This window comes from Microcoleus sp. B6-A1, from assembly GCF_036705085.1.
In the GTDB taxonomy this organism is placed as follows: domain Bacteria; phylum Cyanobacteriota; class Cyanobacteriia; order Cyanobacteriales; family Microcoleaceae; genus Microcoleus.
Map to the genome: position 1 here is coordinate 25911 of NZ_JAUBTU010000038.1, position 12751 is coordinate 38661.

15 protein-coding genes and 1 pseudogene are annotated in these 12751 nt (G+C 46.1%); 8 read left to right on the plus strand and 8 right to left on the minus strand.

Features of this window, described 5'->3' with window-relative positions:
• Window positions 1-50: 50 nt before the first annotated feature.
• Window positions 51-548: a pentapeptide repeat-containing protein gene (locus tag QUB11_RS15900; protein ID WP_333204280.1), complete on the minus strand. Its 498-nt coding sequence runs from the start codon at window positions 546-548 to the stop codon at window positions 51-53.
• Window positions 549-657: 109 nt separating this feature from the next.
• Here QUB11_RS15900 and QUB11_RS15905 point away from each other — a divergent pair, with 109 nt between their 5' ends.
• A complete protein-coding gene (locus QUB11_RS15905; RefSeq protein ID WP_333204282.1) occupies window positions 658-1026 on the plus strand; it encodes a phage holin family protein in 369 nt (122 codons plus the stop codon).
• A 4-nt stretch (window positions 1027-1030) separates the two neighbouring features.
• Here QUB11_RS15905 and QUB11_RS15910 read toward each other — a convergent pair whose 3' ends face one another.
• A complete protein-coding gene (locus QUB11_RS15910) occupies window positions 1031-1939 on the minus strand; it encodes a cobalamin biosynthesis protein (protein WP_333204283.1) in 909 nt (302 codons plus the stop codon).
• A 120-nt stretch (window positions 1940-2059) separates the two neighbouring features.
• On the opposite strand from QUB11_RS15910, the gene QUB11_RS15915 reads away from it, so the two are divergent.
• Entirely contained in the window at window positions 2060-2422 is a 363-nt protein-coding gene (locus tag QUB11_RS15915; RefSeq protein ID WP_333204285.1) for a hypothetical protein, read from the plus strand.
• Between the two features lie 72 nt (window positions 2423-2494).
• On the opposite strand, the pseudogene QUB11_RS15920 reads toward QUB11_RS15915, so the two are convergent.
• A pseudogene (locus tag QUB11_RS15920) lies at window positions 2495-2722 on the minus strand (TetR/AcrR family transcriptional regulator); the annotation flags it as partial.
• 75 nt (window positions 2723-2797) lie between these two features.
• Between QUB11_RS15920 and QUB11_RS15925 the strand changes: the two are divergent.
• Window positions 2798-3160: a hypothetical protein gene (locus tag QUB11_RS15925; protein WP_333204286.1), complete on the plus strand. Its 363-nt coding sequence runs from the start codon at window positions 2798-2800 to the stop codon at window positions 3158-3160.
• Between the two features lie 219 nt (window positions 3161-3379).
• On the opposite strand, the gene QUB11_RS15930 is transcribed toward QUB11_RS15925, so the two are convergent.
• Window positions 3380-3997 carry a helix-turn-helix domain-containing protein gene (locus QUB11_RS15930; protein ID WP_333204288.1) on the minus strand — a complete coding sequence of 206 codons (618 nt, stop codon included), beginning with the start codon at window positions 3995-3997 and terminating at the stop codon, window positions 3380-3382.
• 312 nt (window positions 3998-4309) lie between these two features.
• Between QUB11_RS15930 and QUB11_RS15935 the strand changes: the two genes are divergently transcribed.
• The 4 genes from QUB11_RS15935 to QUB11_RS15950 all read left to right on the plus strand — a co-directional run bounded on the left by QUB11_RS15935 (window position 4310) and on the right by QUB11_RS15950 (window position 8375).
• Complete coding sequence (locus QUB11_RS15935) at window positions 4310-5905, plus strand: pitrilysin family protein (RefSeq protein ID WP_333204290.1); 1596 nt, start codon at window positions 4310-4312, stop codon at window positions 5903-5905.
• Window positions 5883-6071 carry a hypothetical protein gene (locus tag QUB11_RS15940; RefSeq protein ID WP_333204292.1) on the plus strand — a complete coding sequence of 63 codons (189 nt, stop codon included), beginning with the start codon at window positions 5883-5885 and terminating at the stop codon, window positions 6069-6071. The genes QUB11_RS15935 and QUB11_RS15940 overlap by 23 nt, the downstream gene beginning before the upstream one ends.
• A 13-nt stretch (window positions 6072-6084) precedes the next feature.
• Window positions 6085-7566: a pitrilysin family protein gene (locus QUB11_RS15945; RefSeq protein WP_333204294.1), complete on the plus strand. Its 1482-nt coding sequence runs from the start codon at window positions 6085-6087 to the stop codon at window positions 7564-7566.
• A 293-nt stretch (window positions 7567-7859) separates the two neighbouring features.
• On the plus strand, window positions 7860-8375 hold the full coding sequence (locus QUB11_RS15950; RefSeq protein ID WP_333204296.1) for a hypothetical protein: 516 nt from the start codon (window positions 7860-7862) through the stop codon (window positions 8373-8375).
• A gap of 236 nt (window positions 8376-8611) precedes the next feature.
• Here QUB11_RS15950 and QUB11_RS15955 read toward each other — a convergent pair whose 3' ends face one another.
• The 3 genes from QUB11_RS15955 to QUB11_RS15965 form a co-directional block, all read right to left on the minus strand.
• Complete coding sequence (locus QUB11_RS15955) at window positions 8612-9358, minus strand: Uma2 family endonuclease (protein ID WP_333204298.1); 747 nt, start codon at window positions 9356-9358, stop codon at window positions 8612-8614.
• Between the two features lie 217 nt (window positions 9359-9575).
• Window positions 9576-10967 carry an asparagine--tRNA ligase gene (gene asnS, locus QUB11_RS15960; protein WP_333204300.1) on the minus strand — a complete coding sequence of 464 codons (1392 nt, stop codon included), beginning with the start codon at window positions 10965-10967 and terminating at the stop codon, window positions 9576-9578.
• 114 nt (window positions 10968-11081) lie between these two features.
• On the minus strand, window positions 11082-11447 hold the full coding sequence (locus tag QUB11_RS15965; protein WP_333204302.1) for a DUF2203 domain-containing protein: 366 nt from the start codon (window positions 11445-11447) through the stop codon (window positions 11082-11084).
• A 253-nt stretch (window positions 11448-11700) separates the two neighbouring features.
• Here QUB11_RS15965 and QUB11_RS15970 point away from each other — a divergent pair, with 253 nt between their 5' ends.
• Window positions 11701-11976 (plus strand): DUF6439 family protein, encoded by a 276-nt coding sequence (locus QUB11_RS15970; RefSeq protein WP_333103061.1) that lies wholly within the window; start codon window positions 11701-11703, stop codon window positions 11974-11976.
• A 265-nt stretch (window positions 11977-12241) separates the two neighbouring features.
• Here the strand turns inward: QUB11_RS15970 and QUB11_RS15975 are convergent, their stop codons facing one another.
• Window positions 12242-12730 carry an anti-sigma regulatory factor gene (locus QUB11_RS15975; protein ID WP_333204304.1) on the minus strand — a complete coding sequence of 163 codons (489 nt, stop codon included), beginning with the start codon at window positions 12728-12730 and terminating at the stop codon, window positions 12242-12244.
• Between the last annotated feature and the right edge of the window lie 21 nt (window positions 12731-12751).

A 12751-nucleotide genomic window follows, 5' to 3' on the forward strand; every position in this document is an offset into this window, starting at 1 on the left:
AACCCGCCCCCACCCAACAAACAATCATCAGTAATTGACCGGAGATGATATCAGCGGCAGCCTAAAGAATCGCGAGTAGAAATCCCAGTTTGAGAATTAATCCCACTTGCCTTTGTGCACAATTCTTTAACTTGTGATCCGTCCATAATTGCGTCGGTAAAGTCAGCGCCGGTGATATCAGCTCCCTCAAAAGTAGACCGCAGCAAAATTGTTTCTGCTAAAATTGCATCGCTTAAATCGGCCTTAGTAAATTTAACTTGATCTATCATGGCATTAGTTAAATCGGCTCCGTGCAAATTCGCCTGAGTCATCACCGAAGCGCTCATAATTGCTCCCCGCAAATCGGCATTAGAAAAATTAGTCAAGTCCATATTAGCGTTAGAAAACTCAGCGGCCCGCAGCATTTGACCGGAAAAATCGCGTCTTGTCAGTTCGGCGTTGCTAAAGGACAACGGCGGAGCGTAATATTTAGATTGAGCCTGGGCTGGCTGTGGCAGGATGAAGATAGTTAGCGCCAAGAGGAATGCTGCTAGTTGCCGGAGTTTCATAAGTCGGATATTCTCGCAAGGTGGGTATTTCGTAGTGTATCCCGAACTTTGGTCGATCGACTAAACAGTTACAATCTTAATTAATAGTGATGGAGATGGAAAAAAAGATATGCTAAGTTTTTTCTTAACTTGGATAGTAGCAGCGGTTTCGCTGATCATTACCGCTAACATTGTACCAGGTATTGCGGTGGTTAGCTTTCCGGCGGCGATGCTGGCTGCTGTTGTTATCGGATTGGTGAACGCGATTGTCAGACCGATTCTTACATTGCTGACGCTGCCTTTGACCATTATTACTTTAGGTTTGTTTTTATTCGTTGTGAATGCAATTTCGCTTTCCCTGGCTTCGTGGTTGGCGGGTGCGTTCAATATCGGCTTTGCGGTTAACGGTTTTTGGCCGGCTTTGTTGGGTTCCATTGTGTTGTCATTCGTTTCTGGGTTGATTGGTCGATTTGTGAATGCCAATACTTTGTCTCAGTAGTACATTATCCCAGATATTCGATCGGGCAAACTGCAACCGCTACTGTTACCGCAGAACCCGCCCTAACCCCTCCTTGTGAAAGGGGGGGATTTTTGCTGCGAAATATTTGTTTAGGGACTAAAAGCCTTTGCTGGGCGGGCAAGATGCCCACCCCACAAGCAGATTCCGTCTTTGTGGAACAGGCATCTTGCCTGTTGTTGAGAATTGTGGAACAGGCATCTTGCCTGTTGTTGAGAATTGTACGGGCAGGCAAGATGCCCACCCCACAAGCAGATTCACTCTTTGTGGAACAGGCATCTTGCCTGTTCTTGAGAATGGTACAAGATATCAGTTCGATCGCACAAAGTGCCGCAGCTTCTGCTACACTAGGCGTCCCGACTTGTTTGACTACAATATTTGAAGGATTGGGGACTTCTACGGAACTTAAAATGTCAGCAGCAAAGGTTTTTAACGGCCAATTTCGCGCTTGACAAAGTTCCAGCAAGCCGACTTCACCTGCTTTAGTGTCGATTGTAGCAATACCTGCGATCGCACTTTCCGCTAAATGATAACCGCGGCATACATTTTGAATCGCAGTTTCGATTAATTCTCGCCCTGTTCCGCGTTCACAACCTATCCCTATCCACAACACTCTCGGATGCCACTGAACTTTTGGCAAAGAAGATTCCGGCGAAAATCTTCTCTGGGTGAAACTAATCCAAATTCGGGCTTTGATAGTTGATAGATTTTCCCCATCCCAATACAAAGAATGTTTTTCTGGCAGACTGTTTTGCCACAAAGTAGAACCAACTTCTTGAATTACTTCGACAGTTTCCCCTCTAGCAAGAGCCTCCGCCACTCCTGTCCAGTCACCTTCGCCCCGCCTCCAACCGCTGGGAATCTCTAGCATATCTAAAGTAAATTCATCGCTCATTATTCAGTTATCTATTCTGTAGTTTCACTGCGACCGCAATCTTAAAAAAAACTTAACACTCTGTTTAGTGAAAATTTTGGTAAAATTGTAGCACAAACTACAAAAAACCCAACATTTAAGATGGTAGAACTAAATCAGTTAGTGTTAGAGCTTGAAAGCAACCTCAAATCGGAAGGAGTGAAAAAAGAATGGAAAGAGCGCCGGTCAAGTTGGGTTAGCGGTGTGGCAGCATCAGTTAACCTGACATATCTAGCAGAATTGCTAGTTGAATGGGAATCAAACTTGCAGGGAGAATCGGTTGATATTCAGTGGCAAGAGCGTCGAGACCGTTGGGTAGAAGAATGTCTGGCAGCATCGATTGTTCAAGAAGTATCAAGTTTATTGCTGGAACTTGAAACCAATATAAATTCGGAAGCTATGGCTGATGAATGGCAGCAGAATCGCGAGACTTGGGTACAGCAAATGCACAATTTTAACGAGTAGTTTCGACGAGTCAGAGCCTGTAAATATTGCGTTTTCAGGCTCTAAAATTTCCCAATGACTAATGAGTAATGACTAATTATTCATCTTTCTGCCAAACCCATTCAGAAAAATATCAGCGAGTCCTTCAGCCATTTCCTGCATTTGCTGCCGAAAAGCATTCGGCTCCATACTCGTATTTTGACTGAATCCCGCGACTGCAAACATTCCCAAAAATACCTGAGCGACAATCTTCGGATTCATCTTTGAATAAACTTGTTTTTCCATCGCCGTTTCCCAAAAAGCCTCAGCCAAATTGCTCATTATAAAAAACCAACACTCTCAATCAATAAAATTTGTACAAAAATAGCACAAACTGCAAACAAGACAAAATTTAATATGGTAGAACTAAGCCAATTACTGTTAGAGTTTCAAGCCCACCTAAACTGGGACGCAGTGAGGGAAGAATGGAAAGAACGTCGCGAGTGTTGGATGAGCGAGGTGTCAGCAGCAATTGACGAAAAACACCTAGCCAAATTGCTACTTGAATTAGAATCAAATTATCAGCGAGAAGCGGTACAAAGTCTCTGGAAAATGATCCGTGAAAGTTGGGTAGAAGAATGTCATATAGCATCGACGCTGGAAGAAGTATCAAGTCTATTGCTGGAACTTGAAAGCAATACAACTTGGGAAGTAGTGACGGATGAATGGCAGAAAAACCGGGAGAATTGGGTACAGCAAATGTACGAATTTATAGAGTAATTGGGGATTGGGTATGGGTGACGGGTTATTGGTTATAACTGAGATATTGCACCATTCTCAATTAGCCGTAGGGGCGGGTTCGCCAACAGCCTTAAAGCTTGCAAATAGGTTCTATAAACCCGCCCGACCCCACGAAAAATCCTCTTATTGATATTGCTGCAAGATGTCGGTTATAACCAATAACCAATAAATAACCAATAACTAATAAATAATGACTAATTATTCCTCTTTCAGCAAAACCCCATTGAGAAAAATATCGGCGAGTCCTTCAGCCATTTCCTGCATTTCCTGCGGCGAAGCATTCGGCTCCATAATCGTATTTTGACTGAAACCCGCGACTGCAAACATTCCCAAAAATACCTGAGCAACAATCTTCGGATTCATCTTCCGATAAACTCCTTTTTCCATCGCCGTTTCAAAAAAAGCCTCAGCCACATCGCTCATTTTTCCGATGACTTCCAACTGAATTCTGTCGCGCAAATCCGGGTGAAATTGCGCCTCCAAAAAACACACCCGCATCATGTCGCTATTCTCGCGGATATTCAGCATCCGCCGCCGCATCACCTGAGCCACTGCTTTGTAACTGCCCATCTCGCTTAATTCAGTCAGCAAATCCGTCAGCAACTCCACCCATCCTTCCGTCGCCACCTCAATCAAAATCGCTTTTTTATTATCAAAATGCCGAAATAGCGTACCCTCGGCCACCCCCGCTGCCGCTGCTAAATCGCGAGTTGTGGTGCCGTCGTATCCGCTGCGGGCAAACAACCGCTGAGCGGCTTGTAAAATCCGCTTCTTGGTTTCTGTTTCAGAAGGAGGAGACTGATTAAAAATTCGCATGGCTTTGCAATGGGTAATTGGCTACTTGGAACTACGGGAGCTGGACTGAGGGACTAATTGATGTTAAGTTTTAAAAAGAATCTCTGGCATTGAGGGCAAACATTTTTTTGTTTGACAATCCAAAATCCAAAATCTAAAATCTAAAATCGAATGACCCTTTTTGAGATTTGCTGTATCAGCCTAACATCTGCGGCGCAACAGATCGCTTATGCCTCCAAAAATCTTTATCCTGAGAAAAGAATCTCTGGCCACCGAGCACAAACATTTTTTTGTTTGACACTCCAAAATCTAAAATCTAAAATCTAAAATCGAATGACCCCGCAGTTCCAAAAACCCCGTGAAGCGAAGCTATCCCGTAGGGAATCGCCCGATCGCCAAACTCGATTCATAGCCTCCCTGCTGGCCGCTGTACTACTGTGGTGGGGCATTTCTCCCGAAATCGCCCTCGCCCGCCCCAACCCCGCTAGCGGCTCCCAAACAGTCTCTGTTCAACCATCGCTCGATCGAGTAATCAGCCAAGTCAGCGAATTTAAGCTCGACAACGGCATGAAATTCATCGTACTCGAAAGGCCCAGAGCGCCCGTAGCATCGTTTCTGATTCACGCCGATGTCGGCGGCGCAAACGAACCCGACGGCCAAACAGGTGTCGCTCACTATCTGGAACATTTAGCCTTCAAAGGCACGCCAAAAATCGGCACTACCGACTACCAAGCCGAAAAGCCGCTGCTAGAAAAACAAGACCAACTCTTCGAGCAAATGCAAGCAGCCAAAGCCAGCGGCAAAACTGAAGAAGTCGCCCAATTAAAAGCAGAATTTGACAAAGTTGAAGCCGAAGCTTCACAATTTGTCAAGCGCAATGAACTCGGCAAAATAGTGGAACAAGCAGGCGGAGTCGGACTAAATGCCGCTACTTCCACCGACGCCACAATGTATTTTTACAGCCTTCCAGCTAACAAGTTAGAAATGTGGATGTCGCTGGAATCCGAGCGATTTCTAGAACCAGTATTTCGGGAATTTTACAAAGAAAAACAGGTAATTTTAGAAGAGCGCAGGCTGCGAACCGAGAATTCTCCGATCGGACAAATGGTTGAAGCTTTTGCCAACAAAGCTTTCTCTGTTCATCCCTACCGTCGCCCCGTAATTGGCTACACTGAAGACATTAAAAACCTCACCCGCAGCGACGTGCAGAAGTTTTTCGATACTCACTATGTCCCCAGCAAGCTGACTGTGGCAGTGGTAGGAGACGTGAAAGCTGCGGAGGTGAAGCGACTCGCTCAAATTTATTTCGGCCGTTACAAGGCTTCACCAGCGCCTCCAGAATTGCAAATTGTCGAACCTCCCCAAACGCAAACTCAGGAAGTCACGCTGAAATTAAAAACTCAACCTTGGTATTTGGAAGGATACCACAAACCGGCGATGAATCATCCCGACAATGCGGTTTATGAAATGATTGGTTCTTTGCTCAGCGATGGCCGCACTTCTCGGCTCTATAAATCTTTGGTAGAACAACAGCAATTGGCGCTGGCTGCTCAAGGTTTCAGTGGTTATCCTGGGGAAAAGTATCCGAATTTGATGTTATTTTACGCTCAAACTGCTCCAGGCCGCACGGTTGATGAAGTAGCCTCCGCTTTGAACAAGGAAATCGAGCGCCTGAAAACAGAGCCGGTTTCTGCTTTGGAATTGGAGCGGGTGAAAACTCAGGCGAGAGCCGATTTGTTGCGATCGCTCAATTCTAATATGGGCATGGCATTTGCGCTGGTGGACTATCAAGTAAACACCGGTTCGTGGCGAAATTTGTTCAAGGAATTGGAGGCGATCGCGGCTGTTACTCCCGCTGACATTCAGCGTGTCGCTCAGGCAACTTTCCGCCCGGAAAATCGCACGATTGGTAAGCTTTTGCCGCTTTAAGGAAGTCAGTTGGCAGTTGGCAGTTGTCAGTTGGCAGTTGGCAGTTGTCAGTTGGCAATTGTCAGTTATCTGTTGTCAGTTATCTGTTGTCAGTGGTGAGCTTTCCCGCGAACAGCCAACAGCGAACAGTCAACAGCGAACAGTCAACATTTGTCAGAATGTATAACTTAGGAGAAAGAATGAAAAGGACTAAATTGAGACTGAAAAAAGTAAAGTTATTTCTGCTATCGCTTTGCTTTTTTACTGTTTCACTGGGCACGTTTAATTTGTTACCTTCCTTTGCGGCGGCACCGAAACACTACGACGAATTAACATTCCCGGCGGTGCCAGAAATTAAACTGCCTAAATATACTCGCTTCGAGCTGAAAAATGGCATCCGGGTGTATCTTATGGAAGACCGGGAACTCCCGTTAGTCGGGGGAACGGCGCTATTTCGCACGGGCGAGCGCTTTGAACCTGCCGATAAAATTGGACTGGGAGGTTTGACGGGAGAAGTGATGCGAACTGGCGGCACGAGCCGGCATACGGCTGATGAATTAAATCAGTTGCTAGAACAGCGAGCAGCTTCGGTAGAAACGGGGATTGATGTTAGTTCGGGCAGCGCTAATTTTAGTGCTTTAGCTGAAGATTTGGAACCCGTGTTTGACTTATTTGCAGAAGTGATTCGGGAACCAATATTTGCTAAGGAAAAGTTGGATTTAGCGAAGAACCAAACTCAAGGTGCGATCGCCCGCCGCAATGACGATCCTGACGGTATTACCGGCCGCGAGTTTCAAAAATTAATTTATGGATCTCGCAGTCCTTACGCGCGCACGGTAGAATACAAAACCCTCGCCAATATTTCCCGCGACGATTTGGTGAGTTTCTACCAGAAATATTTCCATCCCAAGAATATGATTTTGGGTATTTCTGGCGACTTTGATACAGCTAAAATGCGATCGCTCGTCGAGCAAAAATTTGGCAACTGGCAACCGAGTCAAAGTGCAGAAGTGCCTCCGCTACCAACGGTATCACCAGCAAATGGCGGTGGCATATTTTTGGTAAATCAGCCGCAATTAAGTCAAAGTTACGTGCAAATGGGACATTTGGGCGGAATGCTCAGCAGTCCAGATTACGGTGCTTTGGACGTAATGAATGGGGTTCTCAACGGTTTCGGTGGTCGTTTGTTTAATAATGTGCGATCTCGCCAAGGCTTAGCTTATTCAGTATACGCGGCTTGGAGTCCGAGGTTTGACTATCCGGGGGTGTTTTTCGCTGGAGGCCAAACGCGATCGGACGCCACAGTACCGTTTATCCAGGCAATTTGGGCAGAGATCGATCGTATCCGCACCGAACCAATTACCCCGGAAGAATTAGCTTTTGCTAAAGATTCCACCCTGAATTCTTTCATCTTCAAATTTGAAAATCCCAGTCAAACTTTGTCGCGATTAATGCGCTACGAATACTACGGTTATCCCGAAGATTTCATTTTTCGCTACCGCCGCAGCATCGAAGCAGCAACAATTGCCGACGTGCAGCGCGTAGCCAAGACTTATTTGAAACCGGAGAATCTGGTAACATTAGTAGTGGGAAATACGGCGGCAATTCAACCGCCGTTATCGAGTTTGGGAACTTCGGTAAAAGTGCAATCTGTTGATATCACAATTCCCTCGGCGACTTAATTTATTTACTCGTTACCAGGCAGAGCGAAAGTATTTTGTAGGGTGCGTCGCTGCCGAAACTTCGCTGGAATTTGTAAGTTTTTGAGCGACGCACCTAACTATTGTGTGGTGCGTCGCTGCGAGATTGTCGGTCTTGTTTGTAAATTTTCGATGGCGACGCACCCTACGGCTACAAACTAAGGCAGTTTTTTCTAATCCATGTTTTCCGCCGCTCGCTACATTATTATAATTGCTTGTGCTATTTTTGTGGATCAGTTAAAATATAAAAATATTTTTTGCAACAAGGAGCAAGTATGAGTGCCATTAATGTCGTAATCCCTTCCTTAGCAAAGACCACGCAAGGAATTGGTACGATTATCAAGCTTATTAAAGATTCCCCCGATAATTTGATTCTGGTTTTGCATTTGTACAGGAAATATGAAGAAAGTCAAAGCACCTTCATTGCATTTTTCAAAAATCCTAATTTTATTGGCAATTTTACTGCGGTTATAAATGTTTGGGGTACGAGCTTTGGTTATAACGGTGAAGGGCCCCGTGGCTATGGAGCTATTCGGTCTGTGATTGAAGACCACCAACTTAACTTTGAGCAATGTGAATGGCAAGATTTTCTTGAGGCTAAAGGATGGGACGGACAACCTTACAAGAAATGGGAGGAAGAACCTGGCTCTACTTTAAGTTTGATTAGGCAATGGGAAGAACTACTAACAGAACGTTGTTATTTCTCGCTGTGTCGTAGTTTGCCTTCTGAGGTTTATAGCCTCCAGCATTTTAATGAACATTGGAAAAGCAAATGGGAGCGGCTGCGTTAAGAAATTCCTCAGACATATGCAGTAATGCCGTTGCTTACCTAAAACACACATTCCGCTCCCGTTCAGTGTCACACTGCGAATGAGGGGATAAGTGAGAATTTTGATCGAATTTGGGGATTTGCGATGGCGACGCACCTGACTATTGTGTAGTGCCTCGCTGTGAGATTGTTGCTCTTTATTTTTAAATTATTCGATGCCGACGCACCCTAGGGCTAACTAACGAAAATCGCGACATTTCAAGCCAGCCGATCGGGATCGACACCCAACTCCCGCAACTTTGCCGCCAATACCTCCGCCCGCTGGCGTTCCTGTTCTGCCCGCTGGCGTTCCTGTTGGGCCTGTTCCGAGCTCCACAGCAGCAAATTTCCAGCCTCATCCCACCAGCGCAGCCAATTCATAGTTTGGCCCAGTCGTTCCCCCGACCAAATCCCCAGCCACAAATCTAACTCTGGAATCCGCACCCGTCCCTCAGCATCAGCGGTCTGGGCTGCATAACCACCATTTTGCAGATACCGCACTTCCAGCTTGGGCTCGTAGGGATCGTAGGTAACATAGGTGGGCACTTGCAAAATCTGTTCGTAGAAGTAGAGCTTGCCATAGGGAGGAGTCGATCGCACGGACAGTTCGCCGTAATCTTCGTTAGACAAAAACTCCATCACCACGGATACCGGCGCACCCTCCAGATTGGGCGTGTAACTGCGGCGAATGCTGCCCTCTGCGACTCGATGCACTTGCGGCGCGTAAAACCAATCCGGTGCTTTGACTACAGTCTGCTTATTTACTGTCGCTACCAGTCCAAAATTGGAACCGATTAGGGCGATCGGCTCAATAAGTCCAGCGGCTCCCAGAGCATCGGTGAGGGCGGCAGCAAGGGGTGGTTGTTGAATATTTTCCACGGGATCGTCCGGTAATACAAAGTCGGCTGGTAAGGCTTCCCAGGTGACAGTTGGTGCTTTGGAACTCGATGGGATTTGAAGTACCATTAGCTCATACCATTTGAGATTTTATATTTTAGATTACTCGTTACCCGGCTCCAGCCTGGTAACGCCGATCGGGAGGCTCTGCCTCCATTTTACCAAGCGAGGCAGAGCCTCTGGATATAGTTTCCCAGGCTGGAGCGAAAGGAACCAGTTAAGATGTTTGTAGTGGGGACTTTAGTCCTTCATGAATGCGGACTTTAGTCCTCACTACGAACCTCAACTAAAAATCAATACTCAAAGGCGCTCTCGGAAACGGAATCACATCCCGAATATTCCCCATTCCCGTCATAAACTGCACCAACCGTTCAAACCCCAAACCAAAGCCAGCGTGAGGCACAGTACCGTAGCGGCGCAAATCCAAATACCACCACAATTCCTCCTTATTCATACCCTGGGCTTCCATGCGCCGCTCCAACACATCCAGCCTTTCTTCCCGCTGCGAACCGCCGATTATTTCCCCAATATTAGGAGCCAAAACATCCATTGCTCGCACGGTTTTCTCGTCATCGTTTAAACGCATATAAAATGCTTTAATCCCGACGGGATAATCGCTGACAATCGTCGGCTTTTTAAACAAGTTCTCAGCCAAATAACGCTCGTGTTCCGACTGCAAATCCAAGCCCCAACTTACCGGAAAATCAAACTTTTTGTCTGCTTTTTCCAAAAGTGCGATCGCCTCCGTATAAGTAATCCGCTCGAACTGATTGTTAATGATATTTTCAGCAGTAGCCAAAACCGTTTTGTCAATGCGCTCATTGAAAAACTCCATATCTTCCGGGCAATGCTCCAAAACGTATTTAAAAATATACTTTAAAAACGCCTCAGCCAAATCCATATCTCCCTGCAAATCGCAGAAAGCCATCTCCGGTTCAATCATCCAAAACTCAGCTAAATGTCGCGAAGTATTAGAATTTTCCGCTCGGAAAGTCGGGCCAAAAGTGTAAACGTTGCCGAAAGCCATCGCCATAACTTCCGCTTCCAACTGGCCGCTAACTGTTAAATAAGCGCGCTTTCCAAAAAAGTCTTTAGCATAATCAACCTCTTGCGAATCAGTGCGTGGCACATTCTTTAAATCAAAGTTGGTAACGGCGAACATTTCCCCCGCACCTTCGCAGTCGCTAGCAGCAATAATCGGAGTATGAACCCACAAAAAACCGCGTTCTTGAAAAAATTGGTGTACCGCCGCCGAACAAGCATTGCGGACTCGAAAGACAGCACCGTGGGTGTTTGTGCGCGGCCGCAAATGCGCGATTGTCCGCAAAAATTCAAAGGAATGGCGCTTTTTTTGCAGGGGATAAGTTTGCGGGTCTGCATCGCCATAAACTTGTACTTGTGAAGCTTTCAACTCAATTCGCTGTCCCTTCGCCGGAGATGCTACCAGCACACCCGACACTTCTAGAGATGCACCTGTATTCAGTTGTTTCAGTACATTTTCAAAATCTGGCAAATCGGAATTTATGACTACTTGCAAGTTAGCCATCGCCGAACCATCGTTGACTTCCACAAAGGCAAATTCTTTCAATTCGCGCTTAGTGCGAACCCAGCCTTGAACAGTTACAGTTTCGTCGGGTTCACCAGCCCGCAAAATTGCTGCAATTCGTTGATTTGTCATATTTACTCCTGTTTATTTAATAAATATTTTGCACCATATTTCTCTCTTTTCTCTTCCTCTGCGCCCTCTGCGCCCTCTGCGGTTAATAAAAAAAATCAAAAATCCTCACATTGTTCAACCTGCATAGGATTTCAAAATCCAACCGATCAAAATGCCAAGCCCACCAAAGCGAACTGCTTGCCAAAAAGGTTGTTTTATGCTTCCCCAAGAAAACAGGCTGCTTTCTAAATTTAACTCGATCGTTTCCAATTCTTGCTCAATTTCCCGCAATTCTTTTTTGAGTTGCGGCAATGGATTTTTGCGCCCCGACTGGCGGATTTCTTCGCGGCGATGGCCGAGTTCGACTTGGCGCTGTCGATCGACCTGAATTTGAGTGTACCGTTCTTTGACTGCTGCGAGCGAGCGCTCAACTGCTGCGAGCGCTTGAACAAACTCACTTTCTTGCTCTTCGGGATTTAACTCTGACGGCTGTTGAGGCATTTGATATGCAAACCTGACAATAATTTAAAAAAACCAATTCGCTATTTATAGCCTTTCTCAGTAACATGAGGTGCTCTCGCGGGCATAGGGCATAGGGAATAGGGAATAGGGAATAGGGCATAGGGCATAGGGCATAGGGCATAGGACTCGCCCCCATACCTCACAACGCGATCGAACCGCTATAGTTGTTATTATGTCCAGTATATTATTTGTTAAATTCAGAAACGGCCGCCAATCCGTATAATTGCCAATTATGCTTGAAACTACACAAACAACCCAAACTGTCAACCTCAACGAGCTGAGCACGGTAGAACTAGCCCAAGCTCTAGCCGCGCGCCTCGCCATCGGCGAAAAAGATTGGCACCGCCTCAAAGCCAACCGTTCCGCGCGGGCCTGCGAGCAAGCTGCAGCCGCTTTGGTCTTTTTGCTCAAAAAACAGCCCGAAGAAGCTCTGCCGCGCTTAAACCAAGCAGCAGGATGGCTGGATCGATCGATATCTGCTCCTCCCTGCCCCACCCACGGCAAATAATTAGATTGCTTCGTTTTTCGTAACGCTGGGCGGTTGGGAGTTTTGACTTGATTAGTCGCTCAAAATTTAGACAATCGCGCCGCTAGATCGAGCAGCGCGATTGTGAGTTCAAAAGATTTATACTTTTTTAACTCAAAACTCACATTTTGCATTATGATCAGCTATCAATAGCCATAGCGTTCAAATTCTCACTGCAAGCTGGAGCCCGAAAACGAAAAATTTTCCAGGTCTAGCTGAGGTGAAAACTGCTGCTTTCATAGCGGTGCTAGCGCAAGCGAGGCAGTCGGTAGGGACTGGCCAGTTCTTTGCACAGCCGTAACTCTGTACCTTCAGAATTCCACTCTACCCGATCGAATATTTGGTAAAGAATAAACAACCCCCTACCACATTCCTGTTCCACATGAGGTAGTCCAGAGTTATCTGCAACGTCCTCTGCTAGGAGACTGTCGCAATCATCGGTATAAAGGTTGCAACTGCAAGGGGCCTTAAAGCCAGAACCTTCATCCGATATCACCCACCAATATTGGTTTTGGACGATCGAAAAACGGACTCCAACAGTTTTACAGGGGTCTAATTTGTTTCCATGCTTAGCAGCATTTACCAAAGCTTCTTGAAGCCCCAACCGCAATTCCGCTTGCCAGAAATCTGGCACCTCTGCTAGGAGCAGATCCAAAATAGGACAAAGGTATAGAGTAGAAGCGAAGCTAATCGTAATCCAATTGCGTCCGACGGGACGAGGTGAAATAGCAATCACTCAGAAAACTCCCTAACTTTC

Coding starts and splice junctions, on each gene's coding strand:
- QUB11_RS15900 (WP_333204280.1), bottom strand. CDS start 548: ATGAAACTCCGGCAACTAGCAGCATTCCTCTTGGCGCTAACTATCTTC.
- QUB11_RS15905 (WP_333204282.1), top strand. CDS start 658: ATGCTAAGTTTTTTCTTAACTTGGATAGTAGCAGCGGTTTCGCTGATC.
- QUB11_RS15910 (WP_333204283.1), bottom strand. CDS start 1,939: ATGAGCGATGAATTTACTTTAGATATGCTAGAGATTCCCAGCGGTTGG.
- QUB11_RS15915 (WP_333204285.1), top strand. CDS start 2,060: ATGGTAGAACTAAATCAGTTAGTGTTAGAGCTTGAAAGCAACCTCAAA.
- QUB11_RS15925 (WP_333204286.1), top strand. CDS start 2,798: ATGGTAGAACTAAGCCAATTACTGTTAGAGTTTCAAGCCCACCTAAAC.
- QUB11_RS15930 (WP_333204288.1), bottom strand. CDS start 3,997: ATGCGAATTTTTAATCAGTCTCCTCCTTCTGAAACAGAAACCAAGAAG.
- QUB11_RS15935 (WP_333204290.1), top strand. CDS start 4,310: ATGACCCCGCAGTTCCAAAAACCCCGTGAAGCGAAGCTATCCCGTAGG.
- QUB11_RS15945 (WP_333204294.1), top strand. CDS start 6,085: ATGAAAAGGACTAAATTGAGACTGAAAAAAGTAAAGTTATTTCTGCTA.
- QUB11_RS15950 (WP_333204296.1), top strand. CDS start 7,860: ATGAGTGCCATTAATGTCGTAATCCCTTCCTTAGCAAAGACCACGCAA.
- QUB11_RS15955 (WP_333204298.1), bottom strand. CDS start 9,358: ATGGTACTTCAAATCCCATCGAGTTCCAAAGCACCAACTGTCACCTGG.
- asnS (WP_333204300.1), bottom strand. CDS start 10,967: ATGACAAATCAACGAATTGCAGCAATTTTGCGGGCTGGTGAACCCGAC.
- QUB11_RS15965 (WP_333204302.1), bottom strand. CDS start 11,447: ATGCCTCAACAGCCGTCAGAGTTAAATCCCGAAGAGCAAGAAAGTGAG.
- QUB11_RS15970 (WP_333103061.1), top strand. CDS start 11,701: ATGCTTGAAACTACACAAACAACCCAAACTGTCAACCTCAACGAGCTG.